The 16,723-nt window shown below is 66.8% G+C and carries 18 protein-coding genes, 1 tRNA gene and 1 pseudogene; 16 read left to right on the top strand and 4 right to left on the bottom strand.

Annotation, left to right across the window (positions count from 1 at the left end; all coding sequences use genetic code 11):
• Nucleotides 1-148 precede the first annotated feature (148 nt).
• The 3 genes from ACXPWS_RS13435 to xerD are packed head-to-tail and all read left to right on the top strand — an operon-like array spanning nt 149 to nt 3,427.
• Nucleotides 149-1,870, top strand: coding sequence for a CTP synthase (locus ACXPWS_RS13435; protein ID WP_458712889.1), 1,722 nt, complete (start codon nt 149-151; stop codon nt 1,868-1,870).
• The gene (locus ACXPWS_RS13440) at nt 1,863-2,483 is read left to right on the top strand and encodes an NUDIX domain-containing protein (protein ID WP_458712890.1); all 621 of its coding nucleotides are present in this window, start codon (nt 1,863-1,865) and stop codon (nt 2,481-2,483) included. Before ACXPWS_RS13435 ends, ACXPWS_RS13440 begins: the two co-directional genes overlap by 8 nt.
• Nucleotides 2,480-3,427, top strand: coding sequence for a site-specific tyrosine recombinase XerD (gene xerD / locus ACXPWS_RS13445; protein WP_458712891.1), 948 nt, complete (start codon nt 2,480-2,482; stop codon nt 3,425-3,427). The genes ACXPWS_RS13440 and xerD overlap by 4 nt, the downstream gene beginning before the upstream one ends.
• Here xerD and msrB read toward each other — a convergent pair.
• On the bottom strand, nt 3,422-3,910 hold the full coding sequence (gene msrB / locus ACXPWS_RS13450; RefSeq protein WP_458712892.1) for a peptide-methionine (R)-S-oxide reductase MsrB: 489 nt from the start codon (nt 3,908-3,910) through the stop codon (nt 3,422-3,424). The two genes, xerD and msrB, sit on opposite strands and share 6 nt — an antisense overlap.
• 177 nt (nt 3,911-4,087) lie before the next feature.
• Here msrB and ACXPWS_RS13455 point away from each other — a divergent pair.
• Nucleotides 4,088-5,350, top strand: a pseudogene (locus ACXPWS_RS13455) (cytochrome c biogenesis protein/redoxin); the annotation flags it as partial.
• A gap of 38 nt (nt 5,351-5,388) precedes the next feature.
• Nucleotides 5,389-6,078, top strand: coding sequence for a response regulator transcription factor (locus ACXPWS_RS13460; protein ID WP_458712893.1), 690 nt, complete (start codon nt 5,389-5,391; stop codon nt 6,076-6,078).
• A gap of 23 nt (nt 6,079-6,101) precedes the next feature.
• Here the strand turns inward: ACXPWS_RS13460 and ACXPWS_RS13465 are convergent, their stop codons facing one another.
• Nucleotides 6,102-6,848, bottom strand: a complete 747-nt coding sequence (locus ACXPWS_RS13465; protein WP_458712894.1) for an O-methyltransferase — start codon at nt 6,846-6,848, stop codon at nt 6,102-6,104.
• A 107-nt stretch (nt 6,849-6,955) separates the two neighbouring features.
• Between ACXPWS_RS13465 and ACXPWS_RS13470 the strand changes: the two genes are divergently transcribed.
• The 9 genes from ACXPWS_RS13470 to ACXPWS_RS13510 all read left to right on the top strand — a co-directional run bounded on the left by ACXPWS_RS13470 (nt 6,956) and on the right by ACXPWS_RS13510 (nt 14,360).
• Nucleotides 6,956-7,837, top strand: coding sequence for a ParA family protein (locus tag ACXPWS_RS13470; RefSeq protein WP_458712895.1), 882 nt, complete (start codon nt 6,956-6,958; stop codon nt 7,835-7,837).
• Nucleotides 7,834-8,646: a segregation/condensation protein A gene (locus ACXPWS_RS13475; protein ID WP_458712896.1), complete on the top strand. Its 813-nt coding sequence runs from the start codon at nt 7,834-7,836 to the stop codon at nt 8,644-8,646. Before ACXPWS_RS13470 ends, ACXPWS_RS13475 begins: the two co-directional genes overlap by 4 nt.
• Nucleotides 8,646-9,401, top strand: coding sequence for an SMC-Scp complex subunit ScpB (gene scpB, locus ACXPWS_RS13480; protein ID WP_458712897.1), 756 nt, complete (start codon nt 8,646-8,648; stop codon nt 9,399-9,401). The genes ACXPWS_RS13475 and scpB overlap by 1 nt, the downstream gene beginning before the upstream one ends.
• A 1-nt stretch (nt 9,402) precedes the next feature.
• The gene (locus ACXPWS_RS13485; protein WP_458712898.1) at nt 9,403-10,146 is read left to right on the top strand and encodes a pseudouridine synthase; all 744 of its coding nucleotides are present in this window, start codon (nt 9,403-9,405) and stop codon (nt 10,144-10,146) included.
• The gene (gene cmk, locus ACXPWS_RS13490) at nt 10,143-10,826 is read left to right on the top strand and encodes a (d)CMP kinase (RefSeq protein ID WP_458712899.1); all 684 of its coding nucleotides are present in this window, start codon (nt 10,143-10,145) and stop codon (nt 10,824-10,826) included. The genes ACXPWS_RS13485 and cmk overlap by 4 nt, the downstream gene beginning before the upstream one ends.
• Nucleotides 10,823-12,262 carry a ribosome biogenesis GTPase Der gene (gene der, locus ACXPWS_RS13495; protein WP_458712900.1) on the top strand — a complete coding sequence of 480 codons (1,440 nt, stop codon included), beginning with the start codon at nt 10,823-10,825 and terminating at the stop codon, nt 12,260-12,262. Before cmk ends, der begins: the two co-directional genes overlap by 4 nt.
• Before the next feature lie 37 nt (nt 12,263-12,299).
• Complete coding sequence (locus ACXPWS_RS13500) at nt 12,300-13,067, top strand: sulfite exporter TauE/SafE family protein (protein WP_458713531.1); 768 nt, start codon at nt 12,300-12,302, stop codon at nt 13,065-13,067.
• 197 nt (nt 13,068-13,264) lie between these two features.
• A complete protein-coding gene (locus ACXPWS_RS13505; RefSeq protein ID WP_458712901.1) occupies nt 13,265-14,179 on the top strand; it encodes a sulfite exporter TauE/SafE family protein in 915 nt (304 codons plus the stop codon).
• Nucleotides 14,180-14,286: 107 nt separating this feature from the next.
• Nucleotides 14,287-14,360 (top strand) — tRNA-Pro (locus ACXPWS_RS13510).
• Nucleotides 14,361-14,438: 78 nt separating this feature from the next.
• On the opposite strand, the gene ACXPWS_RS13515 is transcribed toward ACXPWS_RS13510, so the two are convergent.
• Nucleotides 14,439-15,578 carry a tyrosine-type recombinase/integrase gene (locus ACXPWS_RS13515; RefSeq protein ID WP_458712902.1) on the bottom strand — a complete coding sequence of 380 codons (1,140 nt, stop codon included), beginning with the start codon at nt 15,576-15,578 and terminating at the stop codon, nt 14,439-14,441.
• A complete protein-coding gene (locus ACXPWS_RS13520; RefSeq protein WP_458712903.1) occupies nt 15,575-16,207 on the bottom strand; it encodes a hypothetical protein in 633 nt (210 codons plus the stop codon). Before ACXPWS_RS13520 ends, ACXPWS_RS13515 begins: the two co-directional genes overlap by 4 nt.
• Nucleotides 16,208-16,292: 85 nt before the next feature.
• Here ACXPWS_RS13520 and ACXPWS_RS13525 point away from each other — a divergent pair, with 85 nt between their 5' ends.
• Nucleotides 16,293-16,508, top strand: coding sequence for a helix-turn-helix transcriptional regulator (locus ACXPWS_RS13525; RefSeq protein ID WP_458712904.1), 216 nt, complete (start codon nt 16,293-16,295; stop codon nt 16,506-16,508).
• Nucleotides 16,509-16,700, top strand: coding sequence for a DUF6011 domain-containing protein (locus tag ACXPWS_RS13530; RefSeq protein WP_458712905.1), 192 nt, complete (start codon nt 16,509-16,511; stop codon nt 16,698-16,700).
• Nucleotides 16,701-16,723 lie beyond the last annotated feature (23 nt).

Raw genomic sequence — 16,723 nt, forward strand, 5'->3', positions numbered from 1 at the left:
ACAACCCGTCGCTTCGCTCGCCCCAGTGACGTAGACCATCGGCGCGCCAGCGACAGCTTGTCGGTGTCGGTGTTAAGGTGAGATTCCGTGGGTCGGCAGGCCCCAGGTAGCAGTCAGTTACCTTGCCCCATCACCACGGAGGTTGTTGTTGCCATCGTTACGCAAGCACCCGCAGACAGCGACCAAACACCTCTTCGTCAGCGGTGGTGTCGCGTCCTCACTCGGTAAAGGCCTGACGGCCAGTAGTCTCGGGCAGCTGCTCACCGCACGCGGTCTGCAGGTGACGATGCAGAAGCTGGACCCCTACCTCAACGTCGACCCGGGCACCATGAACCCGTTCCAGCACGGCGAGGTGTTCGTCACCGAGGATGGTGCCGAGACCGACCTCGACGTCGGACACTACGAGCGCTTCCTGGACCGCGACCTGTCCGGCTCGGCGAACGTCACCACCGGTCAGGTGTACTCGACGGTGATCGCCAAGGAGCGCCGCGGCGAGTATCTCGGCGACACCGTTCAGGTCATTCCGCACATCACCGACGAGATCAAGCGCCGCATCCTGGCCATGGCCGAGCCCGACGCCAAGGGCAACCGGCCCGACATCGTCATCACCGAGATCGGCGGCACCGTCGGTGACATCGAGTCGCTGCCGTTCCTGGAGGCGGCCCGGCAGGTCCGGCACGAGGTGGGCCGGGACAACTGCTTCTTCCTGCACGTGTCGCTGGTCCCGTTCCTCAAGCCCTCCGGTGAGTTGAAGACCAAGCCCACCCAGCACTCCGTCGCCGCCCTGCGCAGCATCGGTATCTCGCCGGACGCGCTGATCCTGCGCTGCGACCGCGAGGTCCCGGAGGGACTGAAGAACAAGATCGCGTTGATGTGCGACGTCGACATCGACGGGGTGATCTCCACCCCGGACGCCCCGTCCATCTACGACATCCCCAAGGTGCTGCACCGTGAGGAACTCGACGCCTACGTGGTACGCAGGCTGAACCTGCCGTTCCGCGATGTCGACTGGACACAGTGGAACGACCTGCTCCGGCGCGTGCACGAGCCGCAGGAATCGGTGCGGATCGCGTTGGTGGGCAAGTACATCGACCTGTCCGATGCCTATCTGTCGGTGGCCGAGGCGCTGCGCGCCGGTGGTTTCGCGCATCGCGCCAAGGTCGAGATCCGCTGGGTGGCCTCCGATGACTGCGAGACCGAGGCCGGCGCGGCCGCCGCGCTCGGCGATGTACACGGCGTGCTGATCCCCGGTGGCTTCGGCATCCGCGGTATCGACGGGAAGCTGGGCGCCATCGGGTACGCCCGCAAGCGCGCCGTGCCGGTGCTCGGCCTGTGCTTGGGATTGCAGTGCATAGTCATCGAGGCGGCCCGGTCGGTGGGTCTGACCGAGGCGAGCTCCTCGGAGTTCGATCCGGACACCCCGGATCCGGTGATCTCCACCATGGCCGACCAGCTGGACGCGGTCGCCGGTGAGGCGGACCTGGGCGGCACCATGCGCCTGGGCGCGTACCCGGCCGTGCTGCAACCGGATTCGATCGTCGCGCAGGCCTACGAAGCCACCGAGGTCTCCGAACGGCACCGGCACCGGTACGAGGTGAACAACGCCTACCGGGATCGCATCGCCGAAAGCGGCCTGAAGTTCTCCGGCACCTCCCCGGACGGTCATCTGGTCGAATTCGTCGAGTACGACCGCGAGGTGCACCCGTTCCTGGTCGGCACCCAGGCCCACCCCGAGCTGAAGAGCCGGCCCACCCGTCCGCACCCGTTGTTCGCCGCCTTCATCGGCGCGGCACTGCAGTACAAGGCGGGCGAACGACTGCCCTTGGAAGAGTTGGTGGCCGAACACGCCGAACCCGCTCACCGTGGCTGACCACCAGTTCGACACGCTGGCATCCGAAACCGTCTACGTCGGAAAGATCTTCGCGCTGCGCGCCGACGAGGTGCGGATGCCGGGCGGGAACACCGCGCGCCGCGAGGTGCTGGAACACTACGGTGCGGTGGCCGTCGTGGCGCTCGACGAGGACGGCAACGTCGCGCTGGTCTACCAGTACCGCCATCCGATCGGCCGCCGGCTGTGGGAACTGCCGGCCGGGCTGCTCGACCTCGGTGGTGAGCGCCCCGAGGTCACCGCTGCCCGCGAACTCGAGGAGGAAGCCGGCCTGACCGCGCAACACTGGGCCGTGCTGGTCGACATCGACTCGACGCCGGGTTTCACCGACGAAAGCGTGCGCGTCTTCCTGGCCACCGGGCTGAGCACGGTGGACCGGCCCGAGGCGCACGACGAGGAGGCCGACCTGCGGTTGGAATGGGTGCCGCTGGAGACCGCCGTGCGGCGGGTGCTCGGCGGTGAGATCGTCAATTCGATTGCGGTGGCCGGAATCCTGGCCGCCCACACCGTGTCGGACCGGTCCACCCTGCGCACCGTGGACGCGCCGTGGCCTGACCGGCCGCGCGCCTTCGCCGCCCGGCAGGGCCATTCGTGACCACGGCTGTCGGCGCGGTCGAGCAGCAGGTGCGGGGCTACCTCGATCACCTGGTCATCGAGCGCGGTGTGGCAGCCAACACCACCAGCTCGTACCGGCGTGACCTGCGCCGCTACACCGAATTCCTCACCGCCCGCGCAATCACCGATCTGCGCGACGTCTGCGAGACCGATGTCAGCGAGTTCCTGGTGGCGCTGCGCAAAGGCGACCCGGATACCGGGGCGGTCGCGCTGTCGGCGGTGTCGGCGGCCCGTGCGCTGGTCGCCGTGCGTGGTCTGCACAAATTCCTGACGGCCGAAGGCATCATCGAGGTGGACGTCGCGCGTGAGGTGAAGCCGGCCACACCCTCGCGCAGGCTGCCCAAGAGCCTGACCGTCGACGAGGTGCTGGCGCTGCTGGAGTCCGCCGGGGGAGACCGCGATTCCGACGGACCGCTGAGCCTGCGTAACCGCGCGCTGCTGGAGGTGCTCTATTCCACCGGCGCCCGCATCTCCGAGGCCGTCGGCCTGGACGTCGACGACGTCGACACCACCTCACGCTCGGTATTGCTGCGCGGCAAAGGCGGCAAGCAGCGCCTGGTGCCGATCGGGCGGCCGGCGGTCGGAGCCCTGGACACCTACCTGGTGCGGGCCCGTCCGGAGCTGGCGCGCCGCGGCAAGGGGACGCCCGCGATCTTCCTCAACGCCCGTGGCGGCCGGCTGTCCCGCCAGAGCGCCTGGCAGGTGCTCCAGGACGCGGCCGAACATGCAGGTATCACCGCCGCGGTGTCACCGCACACCATGCGGCACTCGTTCGCCACGCACCTGCTCGAGGGCGGGGCCGACGTGCGCGTCGTGCAGGAACTGCTCGGGCACTCGTCGGTGACCACCACCCAGATCTACACGCTGGTCACCGTCAACGCGCTGCGCGAGGTGTGGGCAGGCGCGCACCCGCGCGCGCTATAGCGCCCGGAAGTTCATGGCGACACCGTTCATGCAGTAGCGCAGACCCGTCGGCTGCGGCCCGTCGTCGAAAACGTGCCCGAGATGCCCACCGCAGTGCCGGCACAACACCTCGGTCCGGGGCATTCCCAGCGTGCCGTCGGTCCGCTCGAACAGAGCGCCGTTCAGCGGTTTCCAGAAGCTCGGCCATCCGGTTCCGCTGTCGAACTTGTTGTCCGAGCTGAACAGAGCCGACGTGCACCCCGCGCAGGTATAGGTACCGCGGCGCAGTTCGTGATCGAGCGGGCTGCTGTAGGGCGTTTCGGTGCCGGCTCGGCGCAAGACGTCGAATTGGTCGGCGCTCAGAAGCTCTCGCCATTGCGCGTCGGTATGGGTGACCGGGAAATCGGGCATCGGTGCGGCCGTGGAGTACGCGCAACCAGCCGCGGCAACGGTCGCAGCAAGCGCACCGGTGCCCAGGGCGAAGCGGCGTCTCGTCATTGTCATGGTCTTTCCACCGTAGGCCTGATGAACGCCGATCAACGTCGGACGGCCCGGACGTCATAGTTCGGTAATCACTTTCACGTGCCGAAACACGCTGAAGCCCAATGACATTCTTTGGTAAGAATTTGTCCGCCCGTCAGCGGATAGCCTGGTTCGAGCCGAGCTGACAAGGAGCGAATCATGTTGACCCTCATCGGTATCGGGCTGGTCGGTGGACTGATCACCGGCATCTCGCCGTGCGTACTGCCGGTGTTGCCGGTGATCCTGCTGTCGGGTGCACAAAGCGCCGGCGCCGCCGACGCGGCGGCGGGGACGACCCTCGTCGCGCCGGCCCGCACCGAGTCGTTGCGGCCGTATCGGGTGATCGCGGGTTTGGTGGTCAGCTTCAGTGCGGTGACTCTGGCCGGCTCGGCGTTGTTGTCACTTCTGCACCTACCGCCGAATGCCATCCGCTGGATGGGACTGGCCGCGCTGCTCGCCATCGGTCTGGGACTGATCTTCCCCAGGGTGGAGGCCCTGCTGGAGAAGCCGTTCAGCAAGTTGCCGCAGAAGCAGTTCCACTTCGGCAGCAGCGGATTCGGACTGGGCCTGGCATTGGGCGTGCTGTATGTGCCCTGCGCGGGACCGGTACTCGGTGCGATCGTGCTGGCCGGGGCGACCGGCCAGATCGGCTGGTCGACGCTCGCTCTGACACTGTCATTCGCCGCCGGCGCGGCGATACCACTGCTGGTGTTCGCCCTCGCCGGTCGGCGCATCACCGAACGGGTGCAGGCGTTCCGGCGCCGTCAGCGTGCGATTCGGCTGGTTTCGGGTGTGGTGACGATCCTGTTGGCGGTGGCGCTGGTGTTCGACCTGCCGGCCGTGGTCCAGCGGGCCATTCCGGACTACACCGCGCCACTGCAGAGCACATTGCGCCCGGGAACCGACGTCGGCAACGCCCTGGCTGATTGCACAGACGGTGCGACAGAACTCCAAAACTGTGGTCCTGCACCGGATATCGGCGGTATCACGGCGTGGCTGAACACCCCGGGCGGCGCAGCGGTCGACCTGGGATCGTTGCGTGGCAAGGTGGTGCTCGTCGATTTCTGGGCGTACTCGTGCATCAACTGCCAGCGCAGCATTCCGCACCTCGTCGGGTGGTACAACGCCTACCACGGACAAGGATTCGAGATCATCGGTGTGCAGACTCCCGAGTACGTCTTCGAACACGACAAGGACAACGTGGCCGCCGCCGCGGCCGGGTTGAAGATCGGCTATCCGGTCGCCTTGGACAATGATTACGTCACGTGGACCAATTACCACAACCAGTATTGGCCGGCGCAGTATCTCATCGATGCCGACGGTATCGTGCGGCACGTCAAGTTCGGCGAAGGCGAGTATGACGTCACCGAAAGACTTATCCGGCAACTCCTTTCACAGGCGAACGAGAAATCCGCACTGCCGTGAACGGTCGGTGCCCCGGCCGCGTTAATGTGGTGACGATGACGAGGGTGCTGATCGCCGACGACGACCCCGTCGTGCGCGACGTGGTGCGGCGCTACCTGGAACGGGACGGGCACCAGGTATCGGTGGCGCGCGACGGTGCCGAGGCGCTACAGATCCTGGAGACGACGCGGGTCGACCTGGCCGTCCTGGATCTGATGATGCCGGGGCCGGATGGGTTGACCCTGTGCCGCAGTCTGCGCAAGGACAGCCAGGTGGGGCTTCCGGTCATCCTGCTGACCGCGCTCGGCGAAGAGGACGACCGGATCGCCGGGCTGGAGGCGGGCGCCGACGACTACCTCACCAAACCGTTCAGCCCCCGAGAACTCGCATTACGCGTGCAATCGGTACTTCGGCGCGTACCACCTCCCGCCGTCGCCGGGCCGGCGGAACTGGTCACGGGCGACATCGTGGTGAACACGGCCGCCCGCGCGGTGCTCGTCGCGGGGAGACCGGTCAGCCTGACGGCGCGGGAATTCGACCTGCTGGCGTTCCTGATGTCGCACCCCGACACCGTGTACAGCCGCGAACAACTGCTGAAACTGGTGTGGCAGTGGGACTTCGGTGATCTGTCCACGGTCACGGTGCACATCAAGAGGTTGCGCACCAAACTCGGCGATCACCATCGGGTGCAGACGGTGTGGGGGCGCGGCTACCTGTGGGGCACCGGCCAGGTCGCCGGCGCGTAGCGCTGAGGAGAAGCGACCGCGGGTCAGTGTGCGCCCAGGTACTGCGATTCGAGCACCAGATCCGGCAGCAGCGTCTGGTATTCGGCGTGCGTGGGGTGCTCGACGGTCTGCCACAACGAACCCTGATGTTGCTTCATGTACGCGCGGTACTTCGGGGCGCCGGGCAGCTTGACGTTGTCGGCCACCACGATCGACCCGGAATGCAGCCAGCCGCGATCCAGGATGCTCTGCAGGTCGGGCAGATAGGCACTCTTGGCGTGGTCGATAAAGACGAAGTCGAGGGAACCGGGGGCGAAGCCGAGGGTGTCCAGGGTGGTGCCGCCGTCCCCGAGGGTGCCGACCACGCACGTCACGCGGTCGGCGACACCGGCGTGCGCCCAGATCCGGCGGGCGATCTCGGCGTTGTCCGCCGACAGCTCGACCGAGAACACCCGGGTCGCGGGGGCGGCGCGGGCGATACGCAGCGCGCTGTACCCGCAATAGGTGCCCAGCTCGAGTGCCGCGGCAGGGTTTGCCCGCTGCACGGCCGCGTCGAGCAGCGCGCCCTTCTCGTCGCCGACATTGATGAGGAAAGACTGCTCGTAGGCAAACCGGTCGATGGTGGCGAGCACGTCGTCGATATCGCCACGGCGGGCTTCGCGCAGCACGTAGTCGGCGGCCGCGGCCTCGCGACCATCGCCGATCTGACCGGTCCTGCTGATGTTGCGGGAGCCCCAGGCCAGCCGGAGGAAGGACCAGCGCAGAAACGGGACACGCCGTGTGAGACCCATATCGTGACCCTACCCAGCGGGTCTGCCGTTCCGGGGCCGTCCGCACAGCTAGACTCTGCTGCGATGTTCGCCATGGACGAGGGATACCGGACCTGCGAGGACGCAGCATGAGCGACGACGGCGGACTTCATCTCGGTATCGACCCCCTGCCAGAAGTGGGCCTCACCGGACGCCCACCCCGCGACATTCCCGAGCCGGCCCCGCGCAGCACCCATGGCCCGGCCAAGGTGATCGCGATGTGCAACCAGAAGGGCGGCGTCGGCAAGACCACGTCGACCATCAATCTGGGCGCCAGCCTGGCCGAATACGGCCGGCGGGTGCTGCTGGTAGACCTCGATCCCCAGGGTGCCCTGTCGGCCGGCCTGGGGGTGCCGCACTACGAGCTGGAACACACGGTGCACAACCTGCTGATCGAACCGCGGGTGTCCATCGACCAGGTGCTCATCAAGACCCGGGTCAGCGGCCTGGACCTGGTGCCCAGCAATATCGACCTGTCCGCGGCCGAGATCCAGCTGGTCAACGAGGTGGGCCGGGAACAGTCACTGGCCCGCGCGCTGTACCCGGTACTGGACCGCTACGACTACGTGCTGATCGACTGCCAGCCCTCGCTCGGCTTGCTCACCGTCAACGGCCTGGCCTGCTCGGACGGGGTGATCATCCCCACCGAATGCGAGTTCTTCTCGCTGCGCGGGCTGGCCCTGCTCACCGACACCGTCGACAAGGTCCGCGACCGGCTCAACCCCAAGTTGGAGATCAGCGGCATCCTGGTCACCCGTTACGACCCGCGCACGGTGAATGCGCGGGAGGTGATGGCGCGGGTGGTGGAACGCTTCGGGGATCTGGTTTTCGACACCGCGATCGCCCGTACCGTGCGGTTCCCTGAGACCAGCGTCGCCGGCGAGCCCATCACCACCTGGGCACCGAAATCCAGTGGCGCCCAGGCATATCGGTCGTTGGCTCGCGAGGTCATCCACCGGTTCGGCGCGTGACCGGCGAACCCGAGCCGGCCACCGAGCAAACGGGTTTCCGCGTCCGGCTCAGCAATTTCGAGGGTCCGTTCGACCTGTTGCTGCAGCTGATCTTCGGTCACCGGTTGGATGTGACCGAGGTCGCACTGCACCAGGTGACCGACGACTTCATCGCCTATACCAAGGTCATCGGCCGCCAGCTGGAACTCGACGAGACGACCGCGTTCCTGGTGATTGCCGCCACACTGCTGGACTTGAAAGCGGCCCGGCTGCTGCCTGCCGGTGAGGTCCAGGACGAGGAGGATCTGGCGCTGCTGGAGGTGCGCGATCTGCTGTTCGCGCGGCTGCTGCAGTACCGGGCCTTCAAGCATGTCGCCGAGATGTTCGCCGAACTGGAGGCAGCTGCGCTGCGCAGCTATCCGCGGTCGGTGGGCCTTGAGCCGGGCTTCGAAGAGCTGTTACCCGAGGTCACGCTGGGTGTGGACGCGATGCAGTTCGCCGAGATCGCGGCGTCGGCGTTCACCCCGCGCCCGGTACCGACGGTGCGGCTGGACCATTTGCACGTGCAGTCGGTGTCGGTGCCCGAACAGGCGATGCGGCTGATGGGGCTGCTGGAGGCGCGCGGGATCGGCGGGTGGTCGTCGTTCGGCGAGCTGGTCTCGGGCTGCGACGCGATGCAGATCGTGGGCAGCTTCCTGGCGTTATTGGAGCTGTACCGGGCCAGGGCGGTAACATTCGAGCAACCAGAACCGCTTGGTGTGCTCCAGGTTTCGTGGACCGGAGATCGGCCTACCAACGAACACCTCGCCACCGCAGTGGAAGAAGACTGATGACCGACGACATGACCGACACGCAAACACGTGTCGATCTGGGCACCGAGGTCGCCGAACCGTCCGAACCGGACGGCGAACTGACACCCGGCAGCGACCATGATCAGGAGCAGGAGTCGCACCTCGACGACACCGAACTGCTCTCGGTGCTGGAGGCGCTGCTGCTGGTCGTGGACACCCCGGCGCCGGTGGACACGCTGGCCTCGGCGGTGCAGGAGTCCGCGGAGCGGGTGGAGGCCACGCTGCGCCAACTGTCCGCCGACCTGGCCGCCCGCGACAGCGGGATCGACCTGCGCGAAACGGGCGGGGGATGGCGGATGTACACCCGCGCCCGATACGCGCCGTACGTGGAGCGGCTGCTGCTCGACGGTGCCCGGTCCAAGCTGACCCGTGCGGCACTGGAGACGCTGGCGGTGGTGGCCTACCGGCAGCCCGTGACCCGTGCCCGGGTCAGTGCGGTACGCGGGGTGAACGTCGACGCGGTGATGCGCACCCTGCTGGCGCGTGGCCTGATCATCGAAGCCGGCACCGATGCCGATAGTGGGGCAGTCACTTTCGCCACCACCGAGCTGTTCCTGGAACGGCTCGGGCTGTCCTCGCTGACCGATCTCCCCGATATCGCGCCGCTGTTGCCCGATATCGACGTGATCGACGATCTGAGCGAAAACCTGGGCGATGAGCCGAGATTCGCCAAGCTGAATGCGGCCGGATCGGCGCCGTCGGCGCCGCCGGCCATCGATGTGGACAAGGACTGACATGACCGAGCCAGAAGGCGTGCGACTGCAGAAGGTGCTGTCGCAGGCCGGGATCGCCTCGCGCCGCGTGGCCGAACGGATGATCACCGACGGCCGAGTGGAGGTGGACGGCCGGATCGTCACCGAACTGGGCACCCGGGTGGATCCGGAGAACGCCGACATTCGGGTGGACGGCACGCGGGTCCAATTGAACGACGACCTGATGTACCTGGCGATCAACAAAGAGCGCGGGATGCATTCGACGATGTCCGACGACCGGGGCCGGCCGTGTGTCGGCGATCTGGTGGAGCACCGGGTGCGCGGCAACAAACACCTGTTCCACGTCGGCCGCCTCGATGCCGACACCGAAGGCCTGCTGATCCTCACCAACGACGGTGAGCTCGCCCACCGGCTGATGCACCCGTCCTACGAGGTGCCCAAAACGTATGTCGCCACCGTGCTCGGCAACGTGCCGCGCGGGCTGGGCAAGAAGCTCAAAGAAGGAGTGGAGCTCGACGACGGCCCGGCCAGCGTCGACGACTTCGCCCTGGTCGACACACTGCCGGGCAAGACACTGGTGCGGGTCACCCTGCATGAAGGCCGCAAGCGGATCGTGCGCCGGCTGTTGGCGGCGGTGGGCTTCCCGGTCCAGGCATTGGTGCGCACCGATATCGGTTCGGTGAATCTGGGTGAGATGCGTCCGGGCAGTATCCGGGTGCTGAACCGCAAGGAGATCGGCGAGTTGTACAAGGCGGTGGGGATGTGAGTGCGTTGACGGTGGCCCTGGACGGGCCCGCGGGGACTGGAAAGTCTTCGGTTTCAAGGGGTTTGGCACACGCCCTGGGTGCCAGGTATCTCAATACCGGTGCCATGTACCGGATTGTCACGCTGGCGGTGCTGCGGGCCGGCGTCGATCCGGCCGACACCGACGGCGTTGTCGAGGTGGCCGAGGGTGTCGAGGTGGCTGTCGGCTATGACCCCGACTACGACACGGCATACCTTGCCGGCGAAGACGTTTCGCTGGAGATCCGTGGTGACGAGGTGACCGCGGCCGTCTCGGCTGTCTCGGCGATTCCCGCGGTGCGGACCCGGTTGGTGCACCTGCAGCGCGAGCTGGCCGCCGGCGACGGTGCGGTGGTGGTCGAGGGTCGCGATATCGGCACGGTGGTGTTGCCCGACGCCGATGTGAAGATCTTCCTGACCGCCTCGGCCGAGGAGCGGGCCCGCCGGCGCAATGCGCAGAACGTCGCCAACGGGCTGCCCGACGACTACGACTCCGTGCTGGCCGATGTGGTGCGGCGCGACCACCTGGACTCCACCAGGGCGGTGTCGCCGCTGCGCGCGGCAGACGATGCCCTGATCGTGGACACCAGCGCGATGACCGAGTCCGAGGTCATCACCCACCTGCAGGACCTGGTGGTACAGCGGGCCGGAGCCTGCCCATGACCGACACAGATCCCGGTTCCCCCGCCGACGGCACCTGGTCCGACGAAACCGACTGGGAGGTCGGCCTCGTCGATGACGGCGACGACATCGAGGGCGAGGACGAAGGCCACGCGCCGCCGCCGGTGATCGCCGTCGTCGGGAGGCCCAACGTCGGCAAATCGACGCTGGTGAACCGGATCCTGGGCCGGCGCGAGGCCGTGGTGCAGGACATCCCGGGCGTCACCCGTGATCGGGTGTCCTATGACGCCAGCTGGTTGGGCCGGCGCTTCGTTGTGCAGGACACCGGCGGCTGGGAGCCCGACGCCAAGGGCCTGCAGCAGAAGGTGGCCGAGCAGGCGTCGGTGGCCATGCAGACCGCCGACGCGATCATCATGGTGGTCGACGCCGTGGTCGGGGCGACATCGGCCGACGAGGCGGCGGCCAAACGGCTGCAGCGCTCGGGTAAGCCGGTGTACCTGGCGGCCAACAAGGTGGACAACGACCGCACCGAGGCCGAGGCCGCCGCGCTGTGGTCGCTGGGCCTCGGTGAACCGCATCCGGTCAGCGCCATGCACGGGCGTGGTGTGGCCGACTTGCTGGACCTGGTGACCAGCGACCTGCCGGAGGTGTCCGAAGTGCGCGGCGGGCCCGGCGGACCGCGCCGGGTGGCCCTGGTGGGTAAGCCCAACGTGGGCAAGAGTTCGTTGCTGAACCGGCTGGCCGGCGACGAACGCTCGGTGGTGCACGACGAGGCGGGTACCACCGTCGACCCGGTCGACTCGTTGATCGAATTGGACGGTAAGCCTTGGCGTTTCGTCGACACCGCCGGTCTTCGGCGCAAGGTCGGTCAGGCCAGCGGACACGAGTTCTATGCCTCGGTGCGCACCCACAGCGCGATCGACGCGGCCGAGGTCGTCATCGTGCTGATCGACGGGTCGCAGTCGCTCACCGAACAGGACCTGCGGGTGCTGTCGATGGTGATCGAGGCGGGCCGGGCGTTGGTGCTGGTGTTCAACAAGTGGGATCTGGTCGACGAGGACCGGCGCTACATGTTGGACCGCGAGATCGACCGCGAGCTGGTGCAGGTGCAGTGGGCGCCCCGGGTGAACATCTCGGCGCTGACCGGTCGTGCGGTGCAGAAACTCGTTCCGGCGCTGGAGAAGTCGCTGGCCTCGTGGGACAGCCGCATCGCGACCGGGCGACTGAACAGCTTCATCAAGGAGGTCGTCGCGGCGCACCCACCGCCGGTGCGCAGCGGTAAGCAGCCGCGGATCCTGTTCGCCACCCAGGCGACCACGCGGCCCCCGACCTTCGTGCTGTTCACCACCGGCTTCCTGGAGGCCGGTTACCGGCGCTTCCTTGAGCGCCGGCTGCGGGAGACGTTCGGATTCGAGGGCAGCCCGGTGCGGATCAACGTGCGGGTGCGGGAGAAGCGCGGGGCCCCCAAACGCCGGTAGCGGCCTGAGTAGGGTTCGGTGAGTGTCTGTTACGCACATGGTGCTCATCGCCCTGGCCGGTGTCGGCGCCGGTGCGATCAATGCGGTGGTGGGATCGGGAACTCTGATCACCTTCCCGACCCTGGTCGCTCTCGGGTATCCGCCGGTGACTTCGACGATGTCCAACGCCGTGGGCCTGGTGGCCGGGGGGGTGTCGGGCACGTGGGGTTATCGACGCGAACTGCGCGGGCAGTGGAACCGGCTCAAGTGGCAGATCCCGGCCTCGTTGGCGGGTGCCGGCTTGGGGTCATGGCTGCTGCTGCACCTGCCGGAGAAGGTGTTCACCCAGGTTGTTCCGGTGTTGCTGATCGGCGCGCTGATCCTGGTGGTGGTGGGGCCGCGGATCCAAGGCTGGGCGAAGCGACGCGCCGAAGAGTCCGGGCAGTCGGCCGAGCAGATCTCGCCGCGCAGGATGACCGCGCTGGTGCTGGCGACGTTCGCGGTCGGGATCTACGGCGGTTACTTCACCGCCGCACAGGGCATCCTGCTGATCGGCGCGATGGGGGCGCTGCTGCCGGAGTCGATGCAGCGGATGAACGCCGCCAAGAATCTGCTGTCGCTGTTGGTCAATATCGTCGCGGCGGTGGCATACACGGCGGTGGCGTTCGACCGGATCAGCTGGGCGGCCGCCGGACTGATCGCGGTCGGATCGCTGATCGGTGGCTTCCTTGGCGCCCATTACGGCCGGCGGCTGTCGCCGAATGCGCTGCGGGTGGTCATCGTGGCAGTGGGATTGATTGGGCTCTACCGGTTGTTGTCCCTGTAGTCTGTCGACGGCTTGTTCTAGGAGGACACCGATGGCTGAGCGCGCTCTTGCGGCCTCGCCGTCCGCGTTGTCCGCGCTGGAACCCTTCTGGCCGTCGCGTCGCCTGATGGCTTTCGACGAGTGGTGTTGTCGGCGTCCCTGACGCCCCCACCCGTCCATCCGGTCGCCGCTGGTGACCGAACCCCCTGAAAGCAGCCATGCGTTCGCTTCTCATCTTCACGCTCGTCGGTGTCGGCGCGCAGCTCGTCGACGGCGCCCTCGGCATGGCCTTCGGTGTCACCGCGTCCACGTTGCTGGTGCTGTCGGGAGTCGGGGCGGCGCAGGCCAGTGCGGCGGTGCACCTCGCCGAGGTCGGCACCACCTTTGCCTCAGGGATGTCGCACTGGAAGTTCAAGAACATCGACTGGGCGCTGGTGGCCAAGCTCGGAGTCCCCGGCGCCGCCGGTGCGTTCCTGGGTGCGACGGTGTTGTCCTCGCTGTCCACCGAGCACGCGGCCCCGCTGATGGCGGCCATTCTGCTGGGTATCGGTGTGTATGTGCTCCTTCGTTTCTCGATGCGGACACCGCTGAACTTCGGGGTGCGGGGGACCAGTCACAGTGCAAAGTTCCTCGCTCCGCTGGGCTTGTTCGGTGGTTTCATCGATGCCTCCGGTGGTGGCGGCTGGGGGCCGGTGACCACCAGCACGCTGCTGTCCCAGGGCAAGACCGCGCCGCGCACCGTGATCGGGTCGGTGAGTGCCTCGGAGTTCCTGGTGTCGGTGTCGGCATCGCTGGGATTCCTGGTCGGTCTGCGGCAGGACTTCCTGGATCACTGGCCCGTCGTGGTCGGCCTCATGGTCGGCGGCGTCATCGCGGCACCCCTGGCCGCCTGGCTGGTCAGCCGGGTCAGTCCCGCGCTGCTCGGTACGGGAGTCGGTGGCGTGATCGTGCTCACCAACAGTCAGAAGCTGCTCATGTACTTCGGGGTGCACGCACCGGTGTCGACGGTGATCTACGCCGGTATCGCGGCGGTGTGGGCGGCGCTGGTGGGGTACGCCTGGCGGGTGTCGCGTGCGCCGGCCGTGGCGTCGGACGTCGCCCCGCCCGTCGAATCGGAAACTGTCGCGCGCTGACTCATCGGCGGTTTCGAGGGCAGGCGTAGGTGCCGATGGGGCGATTGGGGCGGAGCCCGGGGCCTGAGGTAGAGTTTCGCTCGCTGCTGGCGATCCCGGCAGCACCGCGGGCTGTGGCGCAGCTTGGTAGCGCACTTGACTGGGGGTCAAGTGGTCGCAGGTTCAAATCCTGTCAGCCCGACAGAGGTCAAAGGCGGTTTCCGGACTCCGGGAGCCGCCTTTTTCATGCATGTACCCAAACTGTGTACCCAAACCAGAATCACAGCCCGAGCGCCGTACCCAAGCCGTCGACCGCGGCCCGCGCCGTGTTATCGGACCCATGGCCATAGACATCGCCAGTGACGCTGATCGACGAGTGCCCGAGCAGGTCTGCCACCGCCCTGATGTGTACGCCGCCTTCCAGCCAGGCGACCGCCGCGCTGTGCCGCATCGTGTGTGCCCCGACGCTCTCGATCTTCGCTTTCTTCGCCGCAAGCTCGACGGTACGGAGCAGGTTCCGCGGATCCACCATCGTGCCCAACTCGGTGGAGAACACGGCCCCGGTCTCGGTCCACTGGTCCCCGGCCGCAAGTCTTTCCTGTTGCTGCTGAGTCCGCCACGCCTTCACTGCCGTTACGACCCCGGCGTGCAGCGGCACCCGCCGCCGCGAACGGTCCGTCTTCGGTTCGGTCAACATCAGCACGCCATCGACACGGGACAGTGTGTGGCGCACCGTCAGCTCGCCCTTATCAAGATCGAGGTCAGACCACAGCAGGCCGGCTACCTCACCGCGGCGCAAGCCGGTCGCCGCCATGACGACGATCGCCACGTGGTAGCGCAACCCCTTCGCGGCGTCGAGTAACCGCACCACATCCGCCGCAGGCAGATACCGCGCCTCAGTGCGCGCAACCCCCGGCCGCTTCACTTTCGCTACCGGATTGCTCGCCAGTAGTCCATCTCGCACTGCCACGTCGAGAGCCTGGCGCAGCACCGTGTACACCTGCCGCACAGTCGCGTCGGCCAACCCGTTGCCGCGTAGCTCGACAATCAGCGCCTCAACATCCGACGGCTTCAATCGGTCCAACCGCTTAGCCCCGATGTCCGCCACCTCTAGGTGCTTGCGCGACAGTGAGCCGTACAGGCTTTTGGTCGTCGCCTTGCGGTCGGACGCCGCCAATGACGAAGCGCGCCACTGAGCCAGCCACGACGCCACGGTGTCGGGTGCATCCTTGGCGGGCTTGCCATCCTCGATTCGGCCCCGAACCTGCTTCAGCTCTTTGCGGCACTCCGCGGCCGACGCCCCATAGACCGACACCGACTTGAGCTTTTCTGTCACCGGGTCGACGTAAGATATCCGGCCTTCCCACCGGCCATTCGGCCGCTGTCGCACGTTGCCTTCACCGTTGGCGCGCTTGCTCATGCCTGCTTCTTTCCCTGCTTTGTGGAGGGGAGAAAACCGCGGCGACGACACTCCGCGACGATGTTGCCGCCTTGCCTGAGCCCGACGCGGAACGCGTCAGCGACGGCCTGCGTGGGTGTCCCATCGAAGTTGTCTCGATACACCTGTGCTGCGCGCTTGTAATCGTCAGTCTTGAGGCGCTGACGTCCAGTTCTGCGGCCTTCCAAGAACTCCGCAATCAGCTTGTCGTCGGCGGGGTCAGTGCGATAGATCGGCTCGCCATCGGGGCCGATTTCGCCGCAGAATGCGGAGTAGAACACATAGACAGCTGCCCGAAGCCGTTGAAAGTCAGATGGTTTGACCTCTCGGCCATGGTCGAGCGAAGCGAAGCCAATGTTTGCGATCTTCGGGGCGCCGCCTGTCAACTCGATCCGAGCTCCCCAGAGCGGTTGGTCGATGTTCTCGTCGTTAACCGCTCCCTCAATCTCAAGCCAGGCCGGCATCCGCTTGCCGTCGACAACCGAAAAAGCTGTCGAGACTCGGTATACACATGGCGATTCGTCGCGGTCCGCCGGGTGGAACTCACCCTCTTCGTATCCGCCGGCCTCGCACATCTCTGGCGTGGACTTTCGGAACCAAACTAACTGCATAGTAGATAACTATGAACTTAACCCTGCACTCTGTCAATGACCGCTGGAAAGCCAGCGGAACCGGACGAAGGCAGGAAAGTGCAACATGACGACACCACAGAAGCGGTTGGTCCCGATCGCAGAAGCCCGCGAAGTCCTAGGCGGAATCGGCACAACCACTATCTACGAGCTTTTCAAGCGCGGAGAGCTGACCAAAGTGAACATTGGCAGGCGCGGGTTCGTTACCTCTGAGTCCCTCGATGCGTTCCTGCAGCGCCTCAGCGATGAGGCCGCGAGCGCCGACGCGGCGGCGGTGGTGTAAATGCCACAAACAAACAGAAGGCGCCCCGCGGGCAACGGGACGCCCTCCACATCACCACACCAATGCATCGATACTACCGAACCCACGCGTTGCCGGAGCTGCAATCGACGTCTGCGATCTGACGCGTCGATCGACCGCGGTTTCGGCTGGCGCTGCGCTCTCGTTGAGAGTGGGGCCCGACGTGCAAGCTGACCCGCGGTCATCAGAGCAATACG

This window comes from Mycobacterium sp. BMJ-28 (assembly GCF_054404835.1).

What these genes read in the sequence shown, in the direction of transcription:
- ACXPWS_RS13460 (WP_458712893.1), top strand. Translation starts at nt 5,389, where the DNA reads ATGACGAGGGTGCTGATCGCCGACGACGACCCCGTCGTGCGCGACGTG.
- ACXPWS_RS13520 (WP_458712903.1), bottom strand. Translation starts at nt 16,207, where the DNA reads ATGCAGTTAGTTTGGTTCCGAAAGTCCACGCCAGAGATGTGCGAGGCC.
- ACXPWS_RS13485 (WP_458712898.1), top strand. Translation starts at nt 9,403, where the DNA reads ATGACCGAGCCAGAAGGCGTGCGACTGCAGAAGGTGCTGTCGCAGGCC.
- ACXPWS_RS13465 (WP_458712894.1), bottom strand. Translation starts at nt 6,848, where the DNA reads ATGGGTCTCACACGGCGTGTCCCGTTTCTGCGCTGGTCCTTCCTCCGG.
- ACXPWS_RS13500 (WP_458713531.1), top strand. Translation starts at nt 12,300, where the DNA reads ATGGTGCTCATCGCCCTGGCCGGTGTCGGCGCCGGTGCGATCAATGCG.
- ACXPWS_RS13470 (WP_458712895.1), top strand. Translation starts at nt 6,956, where the DNA reads ATGAGCGACGACGGCGGACTTCATCTCGGTATCGACCCCCTGCCAGAA.
- ACXPWS_RS13505 (WP_458712901.1), top strand. Translation starts at nt 13,265, where the DNA reads ATGCGTTCGCTTCTCATCTTCACGCTCGTCGGTGTCGGCGCGCAGCTC.
- ACXPWS_RS13525 (WP_458712904.1), top strand. Translation starts at nt 16,293, where the DNA reads ATGACGACACCACAGAAGCGGTTGGTCCCGATCGCAGAAGCCCGCGAA.
- ACXPWS_RS13530 (WP_458712905.1), top strand. Translation starts at nt 16,509, where the DNA reads ATGCCACAAACAAACAGAAGGCGCCCCGCGGGCAACGGGACGCCCTCC.
- ACXPWS_RS13515 (WP_458712902.1), bottom strand. Translation starts at nt 15,578, where the DNA reads ATGAGCAAGCGCGCCAACGGTGAAGGCAACGTGCGACAGCGGCCGAAT.
- der (WP_458712900.1), top strand. Translation starts at nt 10,823, where the DNA reads ATGACCGACACAGATCCCGGTTCCCCCGCCGACGGCACCTGGTCCGAC.
- msrB (WP_458712892.1), bottom strand. Translation starts at nt 3,910, where the DNA reads ATGACAATGACGAGACGCCGCTTCGCCCTGGGCACCGGTGCGCTTGCT.
- scpB (WP_458712897.1), top strand. Translation starts at nt 8,646, where the DNA reads ATGACCGACGACATGACCGACACGCAAACACGTGTCGATCTGGGCACC.